A 22,845-nucleotide genomic window follows, 5' to 3' on the forward strand; every position below is an offset into this window, starting at 1 on the left:
GACAGTCATACCGCCCCGCACGGCGGAGCTATCCCAACCGGCCCGCACCGTACGGCTGTTCTCCAGTTGCGAGGAGGGTGATCGTCAACGTTGCGACGCCCGGGGACGGTGCACCAGAATGTCGGTATGACGGGTGAACTCAGTGCGACCGGCGACTCCTCCGAGCCCAGCGCAAGGCCCGACATGCGGGCATCGGACCGGGACCGGGACCAGGTCGTGGAGATCCTCCAGGTGGCCGCAGGCGACGGCCGGCTCACCGCCGGCGAGTTGGACGAGCGCCTGGACGCGGCACTGTCCGCCCGCACCGCGGGCGAGCTGGCCCGGCTGACCGCCGACCTGCCCTCCGAGGGAATGCCCTCACAGGCCAAGGATCTGGTCCGGATCGACCAGCGTTTCGGTGATGTCTCACGCACCGGACGGTGGCTGGTTCCGCGCCGCATGGAGATCCGCCTGATGTTCTGCGACGCGAAGCTCGACTTCACCGACGCGCTGATCACCCACAGCACCCTGCACATCGAGGTGGACCTGCGAATCGGGGGGAATCTGATCCTGGTCACCAGGCCCGGAATCGTGGTCGACGCCGACGGCCTGGAACGCAGCAGCGGCGACATCAGGATTCGCCCGGCGCCGGAGACCGGGGTCCCCACCGCCCTGCGCGTGGTCGTGGCCGGACAGTCCCGCGGCGGCGACCTCACCGCCCGGCCTCCTCGGCGGAAGCTGTCGGAGCTGCTGCGTCGTACACCCGGGCAGCCCGGCCGCTGATCGACGGCGGCAGCCTGACCGACAGATGCCGAAGGAGCGTCCTGCTCGACCCGTCTCCCGCACACAGGGCGGCGCACCGTCGATGACCGTCGGTTCGCGCGGCCACGCCTCCGTGCCGGTGCAGAGGGTCCTTGGCGACTGAGACCTGACCCGCCAGGGCCGCCGGCCGCGCCCCGGGGCCGGTCTCTTGCACACCGGATATGGATCACCCTGTTCCGGTGAACGGACAGGAATTCCCGCAGGGTTCGCGGCGCAATCTCCCGCACACATCACTTCCAGCCATTGAAACCGTTCAATCATCTCACCCATCTACACGGCAACGCACAAGAGGCACACGCGTCCCGGCGCAGCTCCGGCAAGAAACTCGCTGCACACTCATTGACCCGCACCCCCCACACCCCTACCTTCAGCTACGACCATTCAATGAATCGATTCATCACTTCTGTGTGAGGGGCCGCATTGATCAGCAGGCGGAACATCCTGACGAGCGCTGCTGCCACGGTGGGCGCCGTGGCAGCCGGAGTCGCACCGGCCGTGGCGGCACCGGCGCCGGTGCCCGACCGGACGCCGGTACGGCGCGGTGCGCCACGCGTGACCACGCCGACCGTCGAGTACGTGTCGCATCCGCTGGGCCTCGACGCGCAACACCCCCGGCTGAGCTGGCCGATCGCCTCGCAGGCGCCGGACGTCCAGCAGAGCGCCTATCAGGTCCGGGTCGCGTCCAGCGAGTCCGGTCTGTCGCGCCCGGATGTCTGGGACAGCGGGAAGGTGATGTCCGGCGAGTCCGTCCTCGTCCCGTACGCGGGGCCCCGGCTCAAGCCCCGTACGCGCTACCACTGGTCCGTTCGGGTGTGGGACACGGCCGGTGGTGAGTCCGGCTGGAGCGCGCCTTCGTGGTGGGAGACCGGTCTGATGGATCCCGCCGAATGGTCCGCCGCATGGGTGTCCGCTCCCCCGGCCCTCACCGACGCACCGTCGCTGGAGCACAGCTCCTGGATCTGGTTCCCCGAGGGGGATCCGGCCAACAGCGTGCCGGAGGGCACCCGTTGGTTCCGGCACACCTTCGATGTCGCGGACGGGATGACCGCGGCGACCCTCGCCATCAGCGCGGACAACGTGTACACGGTCTCCGTGAACGGCACCGAGGTCGCGCGTACGGACCTGGCGACCGACCACGACGGCTGGCGCCGCCCTGCGGTGGTCGATGTGCTCGCGCAGCTTCGTTCGGGGCCGAACGTCCTCGCGGTGTCGGCGGCCAACGCGAGCGAGGGGGCCGCCGGTCTGATCGCCGCCCTCAGCCTGCGCACGGCATCGGGCGAACAGAGCGTCGTCACCGACGCCTCCTGGAAGGCGGCGGACGAAGAACCCGCCGACGGCTGGCGCGGGACCGGCTTCGACGACAGCGGCTGGCCGGCGGCCAAGGAGGCGGCCGCGTGGGGTGGCGGGCCTTGGGGCAAGGTCGTGCCGGCCGTGTTCGCGGCCAACCAGCTGCGCCGCGCGTTCGAGCTGCCGCGCAAGAAGATCGCACGGGCTCGCCTGTACGCCACGGCTCTCGGTCTGTACGAGGCCCATCTCAACGGGCACCGCGTGGGACGCGATCAGCTCGCTCCCGGCTGGACGGACTACCGCGAGCGCGTCCAGTACCAGACGTACGACGTCACCGCGCTCCTGCGGTCCGGCGCGAACGCCATCGGCGCCTATGTGGCGCCGGGGTGGTACGCGGGCAGTGTCGGCATGTTCGGGCCCCATCAGTACGGTGAGCGCCCTTCGCTGCTGGCCCAGTTGGAGATCGAGTTCACGGACGGGACGAGCCGGCGCATCACGTCGGACACGGACTGGCGGGCCGCCTCGGGGCCGATCCTCTCCGCCGACCTGCTGGGCGGAGAGACGTACGACGCGCGCAAGGAGACCGCCGGCTGGACCTCGCCCGGCTTCGACGACCGGAGCTGGTCCGGGGTCGCCCGCGCGGCCGGGAGTGCACCCCGGCTGGTCGTCGCGCAGGTGGACGGTCCGGTCCGGGTGGCGAAGGAGCTGCCCGCCAGGAAGGTGACCGAGCCCTCCCCGGGCGTCTTCGTCTTCGATCTGGGCCAGAACATGGTCGGTTCGGTGCGGCTGCGCCTGGCGGGCAAGGCGGGCACGACGGTTCGGCTGAGGCATGCCGAGGTCCTGAACCCCGACGGCACCGTCTACACCGCGAATCTACGGAGCGCCGCGGCGACCGACACCTACATCCTCAAGGGCGGCGGCGCCGAGACGTACGAACCGCGCTTCACCTTCCACGGGTTCCGCTACGTCGAGGTGACCGGCCTGCCCGGCGCTCCCCCGGCCGGTGCGCTGACCGGCCGCGTCATGCACACGTCCGCCCCGTTCACCTTCGAGTTCGAGACCGACGTCCCCATGCTCAACAAGCTGCACAGCAACATCACCTGGGGCCAGCGCGGCAACTTCCTCTCCATCCCGACGGACACGCCCGCACGCGACGAGCGTCTCGGGTGGACGGGTGACATCAACGTCTTCGCGCCGACGGCGGCGTACACGATGGAGTCGGCCCGCTTCCTCACCAAGTGGCTGGTGGACCTGCGCGACGCCCAGACCGCCGACGGCGCCTTCACGGACGTGGCGCCCATCGTCGGCAACGTCGGCAACGGCGCGGCCGGCTGGGGCGACGCGGGCGTCACGGTCCCCTGGTCGCTGTACCAGGCGTACGGGGACCGGCAGGTCCTCAAGGACGCCTGGCCGTCCATCCGGTCCTGGCTGACGTACCTGGAGAAGAACAGCGACGGCCTGCTGCGGCCTGCCAGTGGATACGGCGACTGGCTGAACGTCTCCGACGAGACGCCGAAGGACGTCATCGCGACCGCGTACTTCGCGCACAGCGCCGACCTCGCGGCCCGTACGGCCAAGGAACTGGGCGAGGACCCGGCGCCGTTCCTCGACCTCTTCTCCCGCATACGCGCCGCGTACCGGGCCGCGTACGTCACGGACGAGGGGAGAGTAAAGGGAGACACGCAGACGGCCTACGTCCTCTCCCTGTCGATGGACCTGCTGCCGGACACGCTGCGCACGGCGGCGGCCGACCGGCTCGTCGCGCTGATCCGGGCCAAGGACTGGCATCTGTCGACGGGCTTCCTGGGGACGCCCAGGCTGCTGCCGGTCCTGACCGACACCGGGCACACCGATGTCGCCTACCGTCTGCTCCAGCAGCGGTCATTCCCCAGCTGGGGCTACCAGATCGACAAGGGCTCCACCACCATGTGGGAGCGCTGGGACTCCATCCAGCCCGACGGCGGCTTCCAGACACCGGACATGAACTCCTTCAACCACTACGCGTACGGATCGGTCGGTGAATGGATGTACGCGAACATCGCCGGCATCGCGGCGGGCCGCCCCGGCTACCGCGAGATCGTCATTCGTCCCCGGCCGGGCGGCTCCGTCACATCGGCCCGCGCCACGTTCGCCTCGGTCTACGGTCCCGTCTCCACGGACTGGAGTCTGCGTTCGGGCGGCATCGATCTCAGGTGCACCGTGCCTCCCAACACGACTGCCGAGGTGTGGGTCCCCGCCGATGCCCCGAAGTCCGTTCACGGCACCCGTGCGGTGCTCCTGCGCGAGGAGGACGGGTGCGCGGTGTACCGGGTCGGTTCGGGGAGCCACCGCTTCTCGGCATAGGACGCCGGTTCTCCGTACGGGACGTCTGCTCTTCGTGCAGGAGGTCTGTTCTCCGCACAGGACGCGCTGCGGACGTGCCGTCACTATGCGTCCGCCGTAAGGTAGTTGCCTCATACATCTCTTAGAGGGAGTCACCCGTATGCCGATCCCGCTCGGTCTTGGCCTTCCGCAGATGAGGCAGTACGACATCGGCCGCGACGTCCCCGACGTGGCACGGGCCGCGGAAGCGGCCGGGTACGAGAGCCTGTGGGTCTTCGAGCGGATCCTGTTTCCCGAACCGGCCACCCAGGGGCTGTACGGGGTCCCTGGGCTGGCCTGGCCGGACCAGTACCGGAGCATCGCGGACCCGTTGATCACCCTGACGCTGGCCGCCGCGGCCACCGACCGCGCCCGGCTCGGCACCAGCGTTCTCGTCGCGCCGCTCCACGTCCCCTTCCAGCTGGCCCGTTCCCTCGCCTCACTCGACGCGGCCAGCGGTGGGCGGGTGGTCGCGGGTCTTGGCACGGGCTGGTCCCTGGACGAGTACGCTGCCGCGTCCGTCGCTCCCTTCGAGCAGCGCGGCGCGGTGCTGGACGAGCTGCTCGACGTGTGCGCGGCTGTCTGGGGGCCCGACCCCGTCTCGTACGAGGGGGCTCTCACCACGATCGCCCCGTCCGAGGTGGGGCCCAAACCCGCTCGCCCCATCCCGGTCCTCCTCGCGGCGAACGGCCCCCGGGCCGTTCGGCGGCTGGTCGACCGGGCCGACGGCTGGATGCCCGTCGCGTCGGGGGCGTCGCGGCTGGCCGAGCAGTGGCAGCGGGTCCGGGACGTCGCCGCCGAGCGGGGGCGTGAGCGGCCGCTCGGGGTCTGTGTCCGTGCCAACGCGCGGTACAGCGCCAAGCCGGTGGAGGGCGACGGCCGCCAGCCGTTCCACGGAAGCGTGGCGCAGATCGTCGAGGACCTGGTGGCACATGCCGAGACCGGGGTTCCGGAGATGATGCTGGACCTCCAGGGCACGTGTCGTGACGCCACGGAGTTCATCGACGTGGCGACCGAGGTGTACGAGGCGGCGCGCGCCGCGGGAGTCTGAGCCCCGCCTGCCCGCCCGGGACGGAACGGCCGCCCCGGGCAGGCGGTGTGACCGGTGTGCGGGGCCCGTTGTCCTACCCCTGTGGCAGGGTTTTCACGTAGCGCCGGACCCGGCGCCTCCTCACTCTGTCGGACGCGGCCGCACGGCTGCCGAAGGAGCGCTCGCCATGTCCCCCGCCGACGAAGCCCGCACCTCCCTGGCCGCTGTCGCGGCCCTGCTCGCTCCGGCTCATGAGGCTGTCGCCGATAGCGCTCGTCGACGCGCTCGCCGAGCACTGGCTGCCTTGCGGAGCTGGACTGGAAGGAGGACTCCGAGGAGAGCGAGCCGCGAGGGTGGAGGAGCTGACCCTGCTCGCGGGCCGGGCAGGCTTCACCGCACACGGGTTCGGCGCCTGATCCCGGCCCGGACGGTGGTCCGGTGCCGGGCAGTCAGCGGGCGTCCGGCCAAATCGGGTTGACGCGTCACCGTCCGCGCGGTTTCCTGCTGCGATGAGTGCGACGACCGCGACAACCGGCCTCCGTATCGAGTGGGCCGAGGTCGAGGCCATGCTCGTGGCGTGGCAGCACGTACACAACACGATCGTTCCCACCGCAGCCCTCTCGCTCCCGGAGATCGAGGAGCGGTCCCGCCGCAACCGGCTTGCCGTCGCGTATCTGAGTGACGTCGTGGTGGGCTGCTCCACCGTACGGCCGCCCGCCGCGGCGGCCTCGTCGGCGGCCACCGTGATCGCGCGGGTGCTGCCCGCCCACCGCGGCCGGGGGTTCGGCGGACAGCTGTACGCGCACGGGCTGGCCGAAGCCCGAAGGCTCGGCGCCGACGTGATCGAGACCTGCGTGCTGGAGACCAACCCCGAGGGACTGCGGTTCGCGCTCGGCCTCGGATTCGTCGAGACCGAGAGGTACCTGCTCCCGGGCGACAGCGTGCCGTTCATCGATCTCGGGCTGGTCCAGCGGCCTCTGTAGGCCTGGGTGCCCCGCCCGCCGGGGGCAGGGCGCTCGTTGTCAGTCCTGGAGAGCGGCGAGTTCGCGCACGGTCGCCATGTCGCTGAACGGGATCAGTTGTTCGCCGACGATCTGGAACGGCTCGCTGCCCTTGCCCGCCACCAGCACGATGTCGTCGGGTCCGGCGTTCTCCAGGGCGAAGGCGATCGCGGCGCGCCGGTCCGCGCGGCGTTCGAACCTGGTTCCGGTGGCCTCCAGGCCCGGTGCGATCTGGTCCATGATCGCTTCGGGGTCCTCGTTCCTGGGGTTGTCCGAGGTCAGGACGCAGAGGTCGGAGCGGGTCCCGGCGATCTCGCCCATGCGGGCCCGCTTGGTGACGTCGCGGTCTCCGCCGCAGCCGAAGACGGTCACGACCCGGCCTCCCCGCGCGAAGTCGCGGACGGTGGCGAGGACCTTGTCCAGGGAGTCCGGTGAGTGGGCGTAGTCCACGATCACCGCGGTGCCGCGCGGCGTCTCGAAGCGCTCCAGCCGGCCGGGGACCGGAGGCATCCGGTCGAGTGCGGCCACCAGTCCGGCGAGGTCGTGGCCCAGGAGGTGGCAGGCGGCCACGGAGGCCAGCGCGTTGGACACGGAGAAGCGTCCGGGGACCGGGATCGCCGCTGGGTACTTGCCGCCCTCGTGGTGGAGGGTGAAGCGGGTACCGAAGGCGTTCATGCTCAGGTCCGTGGCCCGGTAGTCGGCCTCGTTGTCGATGCCGTACGTGGTGACCCTGCCCGGCATCGTCGGGGCGATGGCCGCGCCCACCGGGTCGTCCGCGTTGACGACGGCGCTTCTGCACAGCCCCTGGAAGAGGCGGAGCTTGGCGTCGCGGTAGTTCTCCATGGTGCCGTGGTCGTCCAGGTGGTCCTGGGTGAGGTTGGTGAAGATGCCGACGTCGAGGAAGGCCCGGTCCACCCGGTGGTGCAGCAGGCCCATCGAGGTGGCCTCCAGGACGACCGTGCCGACCTCGTGGTCGCGCATGTGCCCCAGCAGGTACTGGAAGTCAGGTGACTCCGGTGTGCTCAGCGCGGAGCGGGGCATCGGGATGAGTTCGTCACCGATCCGGCTGCCGGCTGTGCCGATCACACCGACCCGGGCGCCCTCGGCGATCCTGAGCACGGATTCGACCATGTACGAGACCGAGGTCTTCCCGTTGGTGCCGGTGACGGCCACCATGTCCATGGTCCGGCCGGGCTCTCCGTAGTAGCGGGAGGTGACGACCGCGGCCGCCGTACGGGTGTCCGTCACCCTCACCACGCAGGCGCCGCCGGCCGATGCCCGCACCGCCGCCAGGATGTCCGGTGCCGCGCTGTCCACCAGCACGGCGACGGCTCCCCGCGCGAGTGCCGGGCCGACGGCTCCGGGCCCCCCTTCGAGGTGGCCGGGCACGGCGATGTAGAGCGAACCCGGTGTCACGCGATGGGCGTCGAAGCATGCTCCGGCGGTGATCGGGGTCTCCGGATCACCGAGAAGGACCTCGTGATCGTGCCCGGACAGCAACTCCCTCAGATTCATGCGGGGTCCTCTCGAAGATGCGGCCGGGCCCCCGCCGGCCGCCGCCGTGGGGTTGCCGACGGCGGCGGGCGGGGGCCGCGCATGGTGTGGGGTGCTGCTGTGTGTGCAGCGAATGCGGTTGGAGAACTCCGGTGGCGGAGCGGGTGAGCGGGGCCGGGTCCGGATGATGTCGCGGCCCGGCCGGCTGCGGTGGGTCCTGGTCAGCCGTGCCCGTGCAGGGCGCTGCAACGCGCCTGGGTGGCGGCGGGGCACAGCAGGTGAGGTGCCTGTCGCAGGCACTCCCTCACCGCATCCATGTGACCCATGAGTGGAGTGTACGTCCCGGGAGCGGTGCCGGATCCCCGTCGTCGTGGCAGCCGGGAGCAGGGGTGTCCCGGTGGGTGCGAGTGGGGGCGGACCGGTCCGTGCGGGAACGTTCGCGGCCCGCCGGCCCCGCCGGAGGGTCTGCGGCACGCGCGAAAGGTCTGTGGCGAGGAGCGGGGTGCTCCGCGCCACAGACCCTCGGGACCCGGAGCGCTGCTCGGGCGCTGCGGCACTCAGGGTGCGTGGTGCGTGGTGCGGCGGACTGCCTGGTGCATCCGGTTGCCCGGTGTGTCAGGTGCCGTGGTGCCTGGGGTGCCGTGCCGCTGTGGTGCTTTTGGCGCTGTGGTGCGGCTGGTGCTGGTGGTGGGTCAGGCCGTGTGGAGCGTCAGCCCGTACCTGTTCAGGATCTCGTTGATCGGCTGGTGCCAGGTCTCGCCGCCCGAGCTGCAGTTGCCCCAGCCGCCCGAGGTGACTCCCTGGGCCTGGTCGCCGCTGATGAAGGAGCCGCCCGAGTCGCCAGGCTCGGCGCACACGCTGGTCTTGGTCATCTGGTAGACCGCGCCCTGGCTGTAGTTCACCGTCTCGTTGGTGGCCAGTACGTTGCCGCAGTGCCAGTGCGAGGTGGACCCGGAGCGGCATATCGAGGCACCGATGGGAGCCACGGCGGAGCCGCGTACGAGCTGGTCCGAGACGGTGCCCCAGCCGATGACCACGGGAACGGTCCACCAGCCGTTGCCCACGCTCACCCAGGCGTAGTCGTCGCCGGGGAACGACGACCCCTGGAAGTTGCCGATGGCCGATCCGTCCCATCCGCTGACGGCAGCACCCGCCTGTCCGCAGTGTCCGGCGGTGACGAACCCGCCGGATACGGAGAATCCGATCGAGCACCGTACGTTGCCCGTGTAGTACGGGTCGCCGCCCACCGTCCCGGCGGCGAAGGTCTGCGGGGCCTGGGCGGTCTGTTCGACCACGACCGGTCCGGCCTCGCGGGCCCGCTCGACGAACGTGCGGACATCGTTGTCATCACGCGCGGAGGCGACGACGTTGACGACGACCTTGTTTGCCCTGGGGTCGACGTGCCAGCTGCTGACGCCGGCGGGGGCGTCGAACTTGTCGATCCGCGCCTTGACCGCGTCGAGGCTGCGCGCGGTGTGGGTGACGGTGCGCACGGCGGCGCCGGTCGCCCGTACGGCCGCCTTCTGCTTCTCGCTGGTGACGGCCACCGTGAGGTCACCCGTCGACGGGTCGAACCAGGAGCCGCCGTAGGCGTCTCCGGCGGCGCGCTTCGCCTTTCCCTGGATGGCGGTCGCCGTCTTCTCCGCGGAGAGCCTTGCCTTCGCCTGGCTTTCCGTCAGGCCGAAGTCCTTCTGCATGGCGGTCAGCAGCCCGTCGGACGCCGGGGCTGCGTCGGAACCGGTGCGGGCGGCGGCGACCGGGGTGTCGGAGGCGGAGGCGGAGGGGAAACCGGCGCCCGCCCAGGCTCCGGCGAGGAGTACGGCGGACAGTGCGGTTCTCAGAGCTGTGGTGCGTCTCAAGGCATTGGCCCTTCTGTTGTTCCGGTGAAGTGGGGGAGGAACAGCAGGCGTCCGGGAGGCGTCTCGTCTGAGAGCGCTCTCAGATTGTGCCGTTCCGGACTGTAGCCCAGAGTCGTTTACAGGTCCATGCCAATGCGCGAGTCGGCCGGGCCCGCCCGGTGAATAGGCGTACTCATCCCGCAGGCCCCAACTCCCCCTACGGCGAGCGTTCGACGACTGCGGCCACGAGGTGATCGGCGTGGAGCCCTCGTCCGGAGCGCCGTGGATCGTCGCCTCGCCGTCCAACGCCACGGTGACACGGGTGCTCCGCGACATCGGCACCTGTGTCCGGTGCTGGACGGAGGCCGACGCTCGCAGCGGTGGGACCGCGCACGCCCGGGACGCCTCGGTGAACATGGCCTCCCCCTCGGTCGCCCGGCACCGCCCGGCCGGCCGGAAGCCGGCGCCGATGGCGGTGCGGGCGCGGCTGCGCGCGTCGCACCCGGATGTGGTGGTGAGCGAGTTCCACGGGGTGTGGCGGCTGGAGCCGGGAACGGTCGACCGGCTCACCGGGTACGTCCTGTACTGCGAGCGGCCGGACGGCGAGAAGCGGTGCCTGGGCGACCGGGCCGCGGTGGCGAGCACCGACGTGCGCGGCGAGCCGGTGGGCGTGCTACGGGAGATCGGCAAGGTGCGTGAGGGCCGGGGAGCTTTGCGGCTGCCACCCCCGTGAGAGCGGGCCCCGGCCCCGACGCACTGTGTGCCGCCGGAGCCGGGCACATCGCGTCAGGGCAGCAGGGGCCGGTAGCCGAAGCTCCGCCACAAAGCCCGGACCGTCCCGCTGTCCGACCAGTGGCCGGGGGCCGGCGCCCTGGTGGTGTCCGTTGTCTCCCAGGTCCGGAGCGGACCGCCGGTGGCAGTGAGCGGCTCCCAGCCCGGTTCGCCGGCGGCGGCGAATCCGGCCCAGGCGGCGGCCATCCGGTTCGAGAGGTGGTGGTCGGCGGCCGTGGGCGCGCCTCCGATCAGGAACCGGATGCTCTCCTCGCCGAGGTTCCCGAAGGCGAACGGGATGTCCGCGCAGTGCCAGGCGTACGCCACCGGCTGCGATCCGCCCCGCTGCCGCGCGAAGCGTGACAGGAACGTGCGCCCGCCCGCTCGTGCGTGGGCGTCGGCGAGCCGGCTGCTGTACTCGCCGAACATCAGGTCCCCGTACAGGGCGAGATGGACGTCACCGACGGGGACTCCGGGCATGAGTCCGCGGTAGCCACGCGTCACGGAGTCCGGGAGCCCGTAGTCCGCGGCGAAGCGGTTCAGCTGTTCCTCCGTGGTGACCTTCGCACAGCTGCCGACGGCGTCCAGCAGCCAGTACTCCTGGGTGGCGTGGCAGACGAGCAGGTCGATGCCGGGGGCCGTACCGGCGGCGATGAGGGAGACCGGGTCGGCGGGGAGCTGTACGCCGTCGGCGACCGGACCGTAGATGACCGGGTCCCAGTGGTGCCGGCCGGAGTACGGGTCCTGCCGGTATCCGTCCACGACGGCGTCGGACGCCTTGACCAGCGCCTCGGGCGAGGCGGCCGCCAGTGCGGCGGCTGTCGCGGGCACCCCCGCCTCGGCGGCCACCTTCTCCATAAGGTGTCCGGCGAGTTCGGGTGAGTAGCAGGGGCCGACCGCGCTGTGCGCTATCGCGCGCCGGAACAGGCCCCGGGCGCTGTCCATGACCATGAGGCAGGCCACCGCTGTAGCTCCGGAGGACTGTCCGGCCGCCGTGACGTTTCCCGGGTCCCCGCCGAAGGCCGCGATGTTCTCGCGCACCCAGGTCAGGGCGGCGATCTGGTCGAGCAGTCCTCGGTTGGGCGGGCACGGGTCCGCGCCGTCGGCCGGGACGTGGCCGAAGCCCTCGAATCCGAGGCGGTAGTTGAGGGTGACCACGACCAGACCGGCGCGGGCGAGCGCGGCGCCGTCGAAGTCCGGCTGGGCGCCGGATCCGAAGGTGTAGGCGCCTCCGTGGATCCAGACGAGCACCGGCCGCGCCCCGCCGGGGGCGGCGCCGTCGGCGGCCGGGGTCCAGACGTTGAGGCTGAGGACGTCTTCGTCACCGGGCGACCAGCCCGGTGCGCCCGGCAGCTGTGCGGACTGCGGCGGCACGGGTCCGAAGGCCACGCAGTCGCGGATGCCCTCCCACGGTTTGCGCGGGCGGGGTGCCCGGAACCGGTCGGCCCCGAACGGCGGCTCGGCGTACGGAATGCCGAGGACCGCGACGACGCCCCGGTCCGGGTCGTTTCCCCGTACCCGGCCACAGGTGGTTTCGAAGACACTCATCAAGACTGCTCTGCCGCCCTTCACTCCCCGCCCGCTCTCGGGCGCGGGGATCAGGATGACAGTGCCGCCGGTCGCGGCGCGATCGAATTGACCGCCGCCGCGGGACGGAGACGACCGCCGTCGCGCACTCGGCCCGAGGGCTCCGTCATGAGCCGACCTTGCGTTTGTTGTAGACGTCGAAACCGACGGCGGCCAGCAGTACGAAGCCCTTGATGACCTGCTGGTAGTCGGTGCCGATGCCCACGAGCGACATGCCGTTGTTCAGCACGCCGAGCACGAGGCCGCCGATGACGGCGCCGAAGACCGTGCCGACGCCGCCGCTCATGGAGGCCCCTCCGATGAACGCGGCGGCGATGGCCTCCAGTTCGAAGTTGGTTCCGGCCTGGGGCACGCCGGCGCCGAGCCGTGCCGCGTAGACGGCTCCGGCCAGCGCGGCGAGCACGCCCATGTTCACGAACACGAGGAACGTGACGCGCTGGTCCTTGACGCCGGACAGCTTCGCGGCGGCGCGGTTGCCGCCCAGTGCGTACACATGACGGCCGATCACCGCGTTGCGCATCACGTACCCGAACCCGATCAGCAGCACGGCGAGCAGGAGGAGCACGACCGGCACGCCTCGGTAGCTGGCCAGGGTCATGGTAAACGCGAGTACGGCCGCGGCCATGGCGGCGCACTTGGCGAGGAAGAGGTTCCGGGGCAGGACGTCGAGGTCGTACCGCATCTGCCGGCGCCGGTCGCGGATCTCCTGGAGCAGGGCGAAGCCCAGCAGCATGAGTCCCAGGAGCAGGGTGAGGTTGTGGTAGTTGGTGTGGGGTCCGACCTCCGGGAGGTATCCGGTGGAGATCTTCTGGAAGCCGTCGGGGATCGGGCCGAGCGAGCGGCTGCCGAGCAGGATCTGCGTGCCGCCGCGGAACAGCAGCATCCCGGCCAGCGTCACGATGAACGAGGGGATGCCGACGTACGCGATCCAGAAGCCCTGCCAGGCGCCCGCGACCGCCCCGAGGAGCAGGCCGAGTACGAGGGCGAGCACCCAGGGCACGTCGTGCTCGACCATCATCACGGCGCAGGCGGCGGAGACGAAGGCGGCGAGCGAGCCGACCGAGAGGTCGATGTGCCCGGCGATGATGACGATCATCATGCCGATGGCGAGGACCAGGATGTAGCTGTTCTGGAGGACGAGGTTGGTGACGTTGTTCGGCTTGAGCAGGACGCCGTCGGTCCATATCCCGAAGAGCACGACGATCAGCCCGAGGGCGATGAGCATCCCGTACTGGCGCATGTTTCGGCGGGCCGCGTCCAGGAGGACCGTGCCGGTCGTCGCGGGTGGGGCGGTGGCCGCCCTGCCGGTGCGCTGCGGGGTGACGGTGGGGGTCTGGGCCATTTCCTGCTACCTCTTGTCGCTGGTCATATGGCGCATGAGGACCTCCTGGGTGGCCTGCGCGCGCGGGACTTCGCCGGTGAGCCGGCCGGCCGACATGGTGTAGATGCGGTCGCACATGCCGAGGAGTTCGGGCAGTTCGGAGGAGATGAGCACGACGGCCTTGCCCTGGGCGGCGAGCCGGTCGATGACGGTGTAGATCTCGTACTTCGCGCCGACGTCGATCCCGCGGGTGGGTTCGTCGAGGATGAGGACGTCCGGACCTGCGAAGATCCATTTGCTGAGGACGACCTTCTGCTGGTTGCCGCCGGAGAGCCGGCCCGCCTGCTCGAAGACGGTGGGCGCCTTGATGTTCATGGAGGCGCGGTACGACTCGGCGACCCGGGTCTCCTCGTGCTCGTCGACGATCCCGCGCCGCGACACCTGGTCCAGGGCGGCGAGGCTGATGTTGCGGCCGATGGTGTCGATGAGGTTGAGGCCGTACTGCTTGCGGTCCTCGGTGACGTAGGCGATCTTGTGGCGGACCGCTTCGGAGACGGTGCGGGTCCGGATCTCCCGGCCGTCCTTGAGGACCGTGCCGCTGATGTCGGTGCCGTAGCTGCGGCCGAAGACACTCATGGCCAGTTCGGTGCGGCCGGCGCCCATCAGTCCGGCGAGCCCGACGATCTCACCGCGCCGGGCCCGCAGCGAGACCCGGTCGACGACCTTGCGGTGCTGGTCGATCGGATGGTGGACGGTCCAGTCGCGGATCTCCAGGGCTGGGTGGGCCCCCGGTTCCCCTTCGTACGCGGTGCGTTCGGGGAAGCGGCTGTCCAGGTTCCGGCCGACCATGCCCCGGATGATGCGGGCCTCGGTCGTCGATTCGGCGTGGACGTCGAGGGTTTCGACGGTCCGGCCGTCACGCAGGACGGTGACGGAGTCGGCGACCGAGGCGATCTCGCCGAGCTTGTGCGAGATGATGATCGACGAGATGCCCTGGCCCTTCAGCTCCTTGATGAGGCTGATGAGCTGGGCGCTGTCCTCGTCGTTCAGCGCGGCGGTCGGCTCGTCCAGGATCAGCAGCTCGACCTTCTTGGACAGGGCCTTGGCGATCTCGACGAGCTGTTGTTTGCCGACGCCGATGTCCGCGACCCTGGTCTGCGGGTTCTCGCGCAGCCCGACCCGGTCCAGGAGGGCCGCCGCGTGGCGGAGCGTCTCGTTCCAGCTGATGAATCCGTGTGGGGCGTGTTCGTTGCCGAGGAAGATGTTCTCGGCGATGGAGAGATACGGCACCAGGGCGAGTTCCTGGTGGATGATCACGATGCCTCGGGCCTCGCTGGCCCGGATGTCCCTGAACGCGCAGTCCTCGCCCCGGAACCGGATCTCGCCCTCGTAACTGCCGTGCGGATGCACGCCACTGAGGACCTTCATCAGGGTCGACTTCCCGGCGCCGTTCTCCCCGCAGATGGCGTGCACCTCGCCCTCGTCCACGGTCAGGGAGACGTCGGAGAGTGCCTTGACACCGGGGAACGTCTTGACGATGGACCGCATCTCCAGAACCGGTGCGGGCCCGGCGGCCGGGGGCTTCACCGGGCCCGCCGTCGAACCCGCCGCCGGGTCCTCCACCGAGTCTGCCGCCGGATCCGTCATCGGAGGTCGCTCGCCTTGATGTAGCCGGAATCGACCAGCTGAGCGCGGTAGTTGCTCTTGTCGACGCTCACCGGGTCGAGCAGGAAGGCCGGCACGACCTTCTTCTCGTTGTCGTACGTCTTGGTGTCGTTGACCTCGGGCTTCTTGTCGTTGAGTACGGCGTCGGCCATCTGCACCGCCTGCTTGGCCAGTGCGCGGGTGCCCTTGTAGACGGTCTGCGTCTGCTGCCCCGCGATGATCGACTTCACGGAGGCGACCTCGGCGTCCTGGCCGGTGACGACGGGGTAGGGCTTGGAGCCGGTGCCGTACCCGTCCGACTTCAGGGAGGAGATGACGCCGATCGAGATGCCGTCGTAGGGGGACAGCACGGCATCGACCTGGGCGGAGGAATAGGCGCTGGTCAGCAGGTCGTCCATGCGCTTCTGAGCCGTGCCGCCGTCCCAGCGCAGCGTGGTGATCTGGTCCAGCTTCGTCTGCTTGCTGCGGACGACCAGCTGCTTCTTGTCGATGTAGGGCTTGAGGCTCTTCCAGGCGCCCTGGAAGAAGTAGCGCGTGTTGTTGTCGTCCGGGGATCCGGCGAACAGTTCGATGTTGAACGGGCCCTTCTCGCTGCCGGACTTCAGGCCGAGCTTGTCGAGGATGTAGCCGGCCTGGAGTTCCCCGACCTTCTCGTTGTCGAAGGAGGCGTAGTAGTCGACGTCCGGGGTGCCCAGGATGAGCCGGTCGTAGGAGATGACCTTGATGCCCTGCTCCCCCGCCTGGTGCAGTACGTCGCTGAGTGCGCGGCCGTCGATGGCGGCGACGACGAGGACGTCCACCCCCTTGGTGATCATGTTCTCGATCTGCGAGACCTGCTGGTCGACGTCGTCCTCGCCGTACTGCAGATTCGTCTTGTAGCCGAGCTTCTTGAACTCGGCGGCCATGTTCTTGCCGTCGGCTATCCAGCGTTCGGACGACTTGGTCGGCATGGCGATCCCGATGGTGGAGCCCTTGCCGCCCGCCTTCTTCTCCTTGCTTCCGCCCTCGCCGCTCTGTCCGCAGGCGGCGAGCGTGACGGAGAGTGCGAGGGCGGTGAGGACCGTGGCGGTCCGTGCGGCGCGCGGGACGGACGCGGTGGGTGAGGTGCGCATATCGATCCTCCGGGTGCGAGGCAGACGGCTGGGCGGGCCGAGGATGCCCCTCATCGCTGTTCGGTATATCGGACATGGTTCGGATACTGGGCGGTCGGAGAGCACCCGGCTCAGCAGGCAGCCGTCTCCGGCATCCGTACGGACCGGCCGGACGACCGCATCGCTGGGTGTTCGATATTTCGTCGTTCGTTCGAAATGCTGGCGTGACGGTAATGAGGGGCCGGGACGGGTGTCAATGGTTCGCGCAGGCCCAGTCGTCACCGCCCGGACTCGGGGACGACTTTCGGCCGCCCGGTCCGGGAGGGCCAACCAGCAGGTACGGAGGACCCGTTCGCGCCCGCCGCGCGAGCGAAACGTATGCTCGGCCCCCGTACCCACGGCCGTCCGGTACCACCGCCCGACACCGGCACGGGCACTCCGCCCGCTCTCCGCTCAGGAGCCCTCACCTTGACGTCTGCCTCCGACGACGCCGGCTGGGACCGCCTGTCGCACCGGTCTCCCCATGTGCCGCACGCCCCCCTCGACGAGCAGGCGCCGGGCACCCGGGGCCTGCCGCGCACACTGCTGCCCGCACCGTCCGGGCTCCACCAGCCGGTCGTCTTCGATCCCGCGCTGAAGCAGTTCCCCTACGCCTACCGGGCAGGCGACCCCCGCTTCGACGACGCCGAGAGCGGGAAGGCCTGGTACCGGGCACGGCGCACCGCTCTGGACCTCGTCCTCGCGGCGGTCGCGAACGGCCCGTGGGCGGAGCATCTGGTACTGCGCGGAAGCGTGCTGATGTCCACCTGGTTCGGGGAGGCGGCGCGCGATCCGGGCGATCTGGACTTCGTGTTCGTACCGCACGACTGGGCCATGGACTCCCCTCGCACGGCAGCGCTGTTCGAGACCGTCGCCCAGGACGCCGAGGCCGCATCCCAGGGCGGAGTACGGATCGACGCCTCCGGCGCGGTGATGGAGGACATCTGGACCTACGACCGGGTGCCCGGCCTGCGCATGCTGCTGCCCTGGACGGCTCCTGGCGTCCCCGGCGGCACCGTCCAACTGGACGTGGTGTTCAACGAGCAGCTGCCGGAACCGGCCGTACTCACCGATCTGCGGCCGCTCGGGGACGGCCCCGGCAGCCGGGTCATGGCCGCATCCCACGCGCTGTCGCTGGCCTGGAAACTGCTCTGGCTGATCAGCGACGCCTACCCGCAGGGCAAGGACCTCTACGACGCGGTGCTGCTGTCCGAGCACACGGCCCCGGACTACGAGACGGTGCGGGCGGCCTTCACTCTCGGCGGGGCCGACGGGCTGCGCCCGGCCGGACGGTGGTGGACCGACACCCTGGCCCCGTACACGGGCTGGCACCACTTCACGGCCGAGTACCCCTGGGCGGACGCCGGGCCGGCGGGCCTCACCGAGCGGCTGGGCCGGGCCCTGGAACCGCTGCTGGCGGCTGCGGAGCCGCCCGGCGAGGACTCCTACAGCCGCTGGGCACGCTGGCTGGAACCGCTGGTGGAGGCGACGCGCGAGAAGACAGTGGCCGACCCCGCGTGCGATCCCCCGACCGCGCTGGGGCACCTCGCCGCAGGCGGACACGCCGGACTCGCGGCGGCGGTGGTCGTCGTACGGGAGCTCGCCGGACGGGAGCGAACGAGCCTGGAGGACGCGCTCGCCGCTGTGCTGGTCCGGGCGGACGCCTGGCTCTACTGGGGACGGTATCCGGATGCGTGCTCCGCGGCACTGGACCTGCTGCGCTGACCTGCGGCCCGCCCGGCCCCGCCCCGGGTTGTGGCTCCTGGGTCGGGCGCGGATGGTGGAGGTGCGGGCGGTTCGTCACGCCGTTCGCCGGGCGACGGAGCCTTCGTGCCCGTCCGCCCGGCCCACGCCCCGGAAAGCTCAGGTGATCGCGGTGAGCCACGCCCCCTCTTCCGTCGCCGGCATACGGGCGCCGGACACGGCGCTCGCGCGCGAGGCCACCGAACTGGTCCGGGACACCACGAGCGATCTCGTCTTCCATCACTCGCGCCGCGTCTACTGGTTCGGCGCCCTCCAGGGCCGCAACCGCGATCTCGGCTACGACCCCGAGCTCCTCTACGTCGGCGCGATGTTCCACGACCTGGGGCTCGGCGAGCGCTTCCGTACGAGCGGGCGAAGGTTCGAGGTGGACAGCGCGGACGAGGCGCGGCGGTTCCTCCAGGGGCACCACGTCCCCGAGGACAGCGTGCGCAGGGTCTGGACCGCCATCGCGCTGCACACCACGCCGGGCATACCCGAGCACATGGAGCCCGAGGTGGCGCTCGTGACCGCCGGGGTCGAGTACGACGTGCTGGGCATCGGCTACCGGGACGTCTCCGAGGAGGGCCGGTCCGCGATAATCGCCCTGCACCCTCGGCCGGACTTCAAGCGACGCATCCTCGGCGCGTTCACCGAGGGCATCCGGCAGAAGCCGGAGACGACGTTCGGCAACGTCAAGGCGGATGTGCTGGAGCACTGCGTACCGGGTTTCGAACGCGGCGACTTCGTCCGTACGATCCTCGACTCGCCCTGGCCGGAATGAGCCGGTCCGCCGCGTAGCCGGTCTGCCCACGGGGCCGGCCGGGTCAGCGGGCCTGGCTGATCGCGGCGCGGAGCATCGCCACGGTGGTCGCGGCCGCCGCGCGTTCGGCGTCGTCGTTTGTCGCGCGGACCCGCTCCTCCAGGAGCACCACCGCCGCCTGGAGCACTCCGACGCGTACCGGGACGCTCTGCATCGCCGTCAGGACCGCCGCTGCCTGTTCGGCCGGTGTGGCGGTAGCGGCCTGCGGGATGAGTGTGGAGATACCGCGCCCGAGCGCACGGTCACGAGGCGGCTGAGCCGCGGCTGTGGTCACCGCAGAAGTCTGCCGCACCGGGCGGCCGGAATGCGTCAGCGACCTGGCCGCCGCACTCCGCCGCCGCTCCGGACGCGGCCGCCCCCCTCGTGTCGGTGCGCCGATCAGGCCCGCGCGGCGCCGAGATCGAAGACGAGGCGTCCCAACACCCTGCCCTCCAGGACTTCGCCGATCGCGGAGTTGATGTCGGCCAGATCCCGGCTCTCGCGGACCACCCGGGTGCGGCCGAGCCGGTGCAGTTGGAAGACCTCGGCCAGGTCCTGGCGGGTTCCGACGATCGAGCCGATGACCTTCGTCCCGTTCAGCACCGTGTCGAAGACAGGGAGTTCGAGCCTGCCCTCTGCGGGAAGGGCCACGAGAACCAGGGTGCCGCCCCGGCGCAGCGCACCGTAGGCCGCGCCGAAAGACTCGTTGCTCACGGCGAGCGAGATCGCCGCGTCGGCGCCGCCGAGCCGGCGGGTCTCCTCCACGACGTCCTGGACGCGGGCGTCGATGACGTGATCGGCGCCCAGCTCCCGGGCCAGGGCCAGCTTTTCGTCCGTGACGTCGACGGCGATGGTCTCGGCGCCGAAGATCCGCGCGTACTGCAGAGCGAGGTGCCCCAGCCCGCCGATGCCGGAGACGAGGGCGCGGGTGCCGGGGCGGGCACCGGAGAGCTTCACCGCCTTGTACGTGGTGACGCCGGCGCAGGTCAGGGGCGCCGCGTCCAGCGGGTCGATGCCGTCGGGCACGGGCACCACGTAGTCGCCGTGGGCGAGGGCGTACTCGGCGTGGCTGCCGTCGACCGAGTAGCCGCTGTTCTCCTGCGCCAGACAGAGCGTCTCCCACCCGCTCACGCAGTGATCGCAGTGCCCGCACGCCTCGCCGAGCCAGGGAATGGCCACCCGGTCCCCCACCGCGAGATGGGTGACCTGGTCGCCTGCCGCCTCCACGATGCCGATCCCCTCATGCCCGGGAACGAACGGCGGACTCGGTCTGACCGGCCAGTCTCCCCGGGCCGCGTGGATGTCGGTGTGGCAGAGCCCCGACGCCTCCATACGCACCAGGACCTGGTGCCCGGCCGGGTCGGGCACCTGCCTGTCCTCGACGACGAGAGGCTCGGTGAAGCTGCGGACGACGGCGGCCCTCATGAGTACTCCTCCGCTTCGATGCGGGTGTGTCCGGCCCGCCCGCACGGGGCACGCCGGGCCGGCACACAAGCCTCGGAATAGAGTATTTCGGATGGCCGGATCTCGCCCCTCATGGCACTGCCCGGCTGCTACCCCTTGGCCCAGGTGTGCATCGCGGCCCGCGAGGAGAAGTCCGCGACATCCTTGTCGAGGGGATGGTCGGTGTACTGGTGGATGCGCCAGGAGGCCTTGATCCGCGGTTTGCCCGCAGTGACGTAGTCGGCGATCCACAGGCCGTCCCCGGCGTACGACGTGGTGTCGTGGTTCAGCCAGAAGTAGCGGTTGCAGTACAGCAGGACCCGGTGGTGCGGCCGCAGCCGTTTCACCTCGCGGATGAACCGGTCCTTCTCGGCATTGCTGGCGCGGGTGCCCTCGCCGTTCTCCTCCCAGTCGACGGCCAGCAGTTCCCCGGCCTTCTCCGGCGCCTTGCTCAGGAAGTACGCCGCCTGTGCCGCGATGTTCCCGGGCCACAGGAAGTGGTAGAAGCCGACGACGCAGTCCGCGTCCCTTGCGCGCTTGGTCTGCTCGGCCAGATGCGGGTTGACGTACGAGCGTCCCTCGGTGGCCTTGATGAAGACAAAGTCCAGACCGTCCGGGTCGAGGGACGACTGATGCGAACTGACGTCGACACCGTGGAGCATGGGCACCGCCTTCAAGTGGTCCGGGTGATTCCGCTTTCTCATCCGTTAAGTGCCCTGGACTTACGGGTCCCATCCGCGCAAGGGGTAGAGGAATCGTTTCGCCGTCACCCGGAATAGCTCCGGGCAGGACCGGGTTGGTGAAGCCGCAGGGGACGTTTCACTTCACGCAGGCCCCTTTTCAGGCAGCGCAGGCACCATCGGAGGTCGGACCCATGAAGATCGGCATCATCGGAGCAGGGAACATCGGCGGCAACCTCACCAGGCGTCTCGCCGCACTGGGCCATGAGGTGTCCGTCGCCAACTCACGCGGTCCCGAGACGCTCGCGGCACTGGCCGAGGAGACCGGCGCCACCGCGGTCACCGCGGCCGAGGCCGCCCGGGGCGCCCGGGTCGTGGTCGTCACCGTTCCGCTCAAGGCCGTTCCGGCGCTGCCCGCCGGATTCCTGGACGGCGCTGCGGAGGGCGTCGCGGTCATCGACACCGGCAACTACTACCCGCAGCGGGACGGCCGCATCGCCGCCGTCGAGGAGGGGCTGCCGGAGAGCCGCTGGACGGAGGCCCAGATCGCCCACCCCGTCATCAAGGCGTTCAACGGGACGTACGCGCAGGACATCCTCACCGAGGGCCGGCCCGCCGGCACCGCCGGCCGGCAGGCCCTGCCGGTGGCCGGTGACGACGCGGCCGCCAAGGCGACGGTCCGTGAACTGATCGACGAGCTGGGGTTCGACACCGTCGACGCCGGAGGGCTCGACACCTCGTGGCGCCAGCAGCCGGGGACTCCGGTGTACGGCAACCGGGGTGACGCGGCTGCCATCGAGAAGGCCCTGGACTCGGCGTCCCCCGAGCGGACCGCCGAGTGGCGCGCCTGACACCGGGCGCGACGGGAGCCGGCTGACGCCGGGCCCACGGGCCTGTCCCGGGGCCCGGCCCCTCAGTCCTCGAAGGCGGTGCTGCGGCTGAGCTTCTCCCAGCGCACCGTCTCCGCGCGGGAGGCGTCGAGGGCGGCGAGCACCGCGTCCGTGGCGTCGTTCCCGAGCGGCAGCCGGAGCGGGGTGTCCTGCGCGTCCAGCGCGGTGAGGATCGCCTGGGCCGCCTTGGCCGGGTCCCCCTCCTGCTTGCCGTCGGAGCCGGGGAGACCGGCACGGACCGGGCCCACGGTCTCCTCGTACGCGGGGAGTGCGGCGGACTGACGCAGGGCGCCGCCCCCGGCGAAGCCGGTCCGGAACGATCCGGGCTCGACGATCAGCACCTTGATCCCGTGCGGTGCCACCTCGGCGGCAAGCGCCTCCGACAGGCCCTCCAGGGCGAACTTCGTCGCCGAATAGGCGCCGACACCGGGGAAGGTGAAGCGGCCGCCCATGCTGCTCATCTGGACCACGGCGCCCGAGCCGTTGCGGCGCATGTGCGGCAGCACGGCTCGCACCAGCGCGGCCGGCCCGAAGAAGTGCAGGTCCATCAGGTCACGCAGCTCGCGGTCGCCGGTCTCCTCGACGGCACCGATCAGCCCCATCCCGGCGTTGTTGACCACCACGTCGATGCGCCCGTGCCAGAGCACGGTGTCCGCGACGACGTCCGCGATGCGCGCCGTGTCGGTGACGTCCAGCTGGACCGCGACGGCGCGGTCGGGGTGTGCGGCGACGAGGTCCTCGAGCGCCTCGGGCCTGCGGGCCGTGGCGACGACCGTGTCCCCGGCGGCGAGTGCGGCCGAGGCTATGGCGCGGCCGAATCCGGACGAGGCGCCGGTGATCAGCCAGACCCGGTTCGGCGTCGTCCCGTCGCCGGTGGTGACGTGTCCGGCGCTCGTACGGTGCTCGGCGTTCATGGTCAACTCCATTTGTTCTCGGGTTTGTTGCGGTGACTCAGTTATGTCATCGCTCCCTCCCACCGGTCCAAGACAGAGACCCGTCGTAGC

General features: G+C 70.7%; 19 protein-coding genes. 9 read left to right on the forward strand and 10 right to left on the reverse strand.

The genetic code is table 11. The annotated features are described in order from the left end of the window. Positions 1–126: 126 nt before the first annotated feature. The 5 genes from EDD93_RS33050 (at position 127) to EDD93_RS33065 (ending at position 6,462) form a co-directional block, all read left to right on the forward strand. Complete coding sequence (locus EDD93_RS33050; protein ID WP_221217374.1) at positions 127–762, forward strand: DUF1707 domain-containing protein; 636 nt, start codon at positions 127–129, stop codon at positions 760–762. Positions 763–1,221: 459 nt separating this feature from the next. Continuing rightward, on the forward strand, positions 1,222–4,431 hold the full coding sequence (locus EDD93_RS33055) for an alpha-L-rhamnosidase (protein ID WP_123529631.1): 3,210 nt from the start codon (positions 1,222–1,224) through the stop codon (positions 4,429–4,431). A 139-nt stretch (positions 4,432–4,570) separates the two neighbouring features. Next, a complete protein-coding gene (locus tag EDD93_RS33060; protein ID WP_123529633.1) occupies positions 4,571–5,500 on the forward strand; it encodes an LLM class F420-dependent oxidoreductase in 930 nt (309 codons plus the stop codon). Between the two features lie 230 nt (positions 5,501–5,730). After that, a complete protein-coding gene (locus EDD93_RS39795; RefSeq protein ID WP_185092607.1) occupies positions 5,731–5,895 on the forward strand; it encodes a hypothetical protein in 165 nt (54 codons plus the stop codon). Positions 5,896–5,988: 93 nt separating this feature from the next. Then, a complete protein-coding gene (locus tag EDD93_RS33065; RefSeq protein ID WP_123529635.1) occupies positions 5,989–6,462 on the forward strand; it encodes a GNAT family N-acetyltransferase in 474 nt (157 codons plus the stop codon). A gap of 39 nt (positions 6,463–6,501) precedes the next feature. Here EDD93_RS33065 and EDD93_RS33070 read toward each other — a convergent pair whose 3' ends face one another. After that, complete coding sequence (locus tag EDD93_RS33070; RefSeq protein WP_123529637.1) at positions 6,502–7,995, reverse strand: UDP-N-acetylmuramoyl-L-alanyl-D-glutamate--2,6-diaminopimelate ligase; 1,494 nt, start codon at positions 7,993–7,995, stop codon at positions 6,502–6,504. Positions 7,996–8,666: 671 nt separating this feature from the next. Then, the gene (locus tag EDD93_RS33075; protein WP_123531542.1) at positions 8,667–9,815 is read right to left on the reverse strand and encodes a S1 family peptidase; all 1,149 of its coding nucleotides are present in this window, start codon (positions 9,813–9,815) and stop codon (positions 8,667–8,669) included. Positions 9,816–10,071: 256 nt separating this feature from the next. Here EDD93_RS33075 and EDD93_RS33080 point away from each other — a divergent pair, with 256 nt between their 5' ends. Beyond that, positions 10,072–10,545 carry a hypothetical protein gene (locus EDD93_RS33080; protein ID WP_148083921.1) on the forward strand — a complete coding sequence of 158 codons (474 nt, stop codon included), beginning with the start codon at positions 10,072–10,074 and terminating at the stop codon, positions 10,543–10,545. Between the two features lie 53 nt (positions 10,546–10,598). On the opposite strand, the gene EDD93_RS33085 is transcribed toward EDD93_RS33080, so the two are convergent. From EDD93_RS33085 to chvE, 4 genes are all read right to left on the reverse strand, one after another. Next, complete coding sequence (locus EDD93_RS33085) at positions 10,599–12,131, reverse strand: carboxylesterase/lipase family protein (protein WP_123529641.1); 1,533 nt, start codon at positions 12,129–12,131, stop codon at positions 10,599–10,601. A gap of 145 nt (positions 12,132–12,276) precedes the next feature. Continuing rightward, on the reverse strand, positions 12,277–13,512 hold the full coding sequence (gene mmsB / locus EDD93_RS33090) for a multiple monosaccharide ABC transporter permease (protein WP_185092608.1): 1,236 nt from the start codon (positions 13,510–13,512) through the stop codon (positions 12,277–12,279). Between the two features lie 6 nt (positions 13,513–13,518). Further along, on the reverse strand, positions 13,519–15,039 hold the full coding sequence (gene mmsA / locus EDD93_RS33095) for a multiple monosaccharide ABC transporter ATP-binding protein (protein ID WP_185092651.1): 1,521 nt from the start codon (positions 15,037–15,039) through the stop codon (positions 13,519–13,521). Between the two features lie 95 nt (positions 15,040–15,134). Further along, the gene (chvE, locus tag EDD93_RS33100) at positions 15,135–16,268 is read right to left on the reverse strand and encodes a multiple monosaccharide ABC transporter substrate-binding protein (protein ID WP_123529645.1); all 1,134 of its coding nucleotides are present in this window, start codon (positions 16,266–16,268) and stop codon (positions 15,135–15,137) included. 447 nt (positions 16,269–16,715) lie between these two features. On the opposite strand from chvE, the gene EDD93_RS33105 reads away from it, so the two are divergent. Together EDD93_RS33105 and EDD93_RS33110 are read left to right on the forward strand one after the other, a co-directional pair. Further along, positions 16,716–18,011, forward strand: a complete 1,296-nt coding sequence (locus EDD93_RS33105) for a nucleotidyl transferase AbiEii/AbiGii toxin family protein (protein WP_260256058.1) — start codon at positions 16,716–16,718, stop codon at positions 18,009–18,011. Positions 18,012–18,063: 52 nt separating this feature from the next. Beyond that, on the forward strand, positions 18,064–18,810 hold the full coding sequence (locus EDD93_RS33110) for an HD domain-containing protein (protein ID WP_123529649.1): 747 nt from the start codon (positions 18,064–18,066) through the stop codon (positions 18,808–18,810). Between the two features lie 43 nt (positions 18,811–18,853). Here the strand turns inward: EDD93_RS33110 and EDD93_RS33115 are convergent, their stop codons facing one another. From EDD93_RS33115 to EDD93_RS33125, 3 genes are all read right to left on the reverse strand, one after another. After that, complete coding sequence (locus EDD93_RS33115) at positions 18,854–19,123, reverse strand: hypothetical protein (RefSeq protein WP_123529651.1); 270 nt, start codon at positions 19,121–19,123, stop codon at positions 18,854–18,856. A gap of 104 nt (positions 19,124–19,227) precedes the next feature. Continuing rightward, positions 19,228–20,253 carry an alcohol dehydrogenase AdhP gene (gene adhP / locus EDD93_RS33120; RefSeq protein WP_123529654.1) on the reverse strand — a complete coding sequence of 342 codons (1,026 nt, stop codon included), beginning with the start codon at positions 20,251–20,253 and terminating at the stop codon, positions 19,228–19,230. A gap of 128 nt (positions 20,254–20,381) precedes the next feature. Further along, a complete protein-coding gene (locus tag EDD93_RS33125) occupies positions 20,382–20,933 on the reverse strand; it encodes a glycoside hydrolase family 25 protein (RefSeq protein ID WP_123529656.1) in 552 nt (183 codons plus the stop codon). A 137-nt stretch (positions 20,934–21,070) separates the two neighbouring features. On the opposite strand from EDD93_RS33125, the gene EDD93_RS33130 reads away from it, so the two are divergent. Continuing rightward, entirely contained in the window at positions 21,071–21,802 is a 732-nt protein-coding gene (locus tag EDD93_RS33130) for an NADPH-dependent F420 reductase (RefSeq protein WP_260256060.1), read from the forward strand. 62 nt (positions 21,803–21,864) lie between these two features. Here EDD93_RS33130 and EDD93_RS33135 read toward each other — a convergent pair whose 3' ends face one another. Then, complete coding sequence (locus EDD93_RS33135; protein WP_123529659.1) at positions 21,865–22,755, reverse strand: oxidoreductase; 891 nt, start codon at positions 22,753–22,755, stop codon at positions 21,865–21,867. Between the last annotated feature and the right edge of the window lie 90 nt (positions 22,756–22,845).

The sequence above is a fragment of the Streptomyces sp. 840.1 genome (assembly GCF_003751445.1).
Classification (GTDB): Bacteria; Actinomycetota; Actinomycetes; order Streptomycetales; family Streptomycetaceae; genus Streptomyces.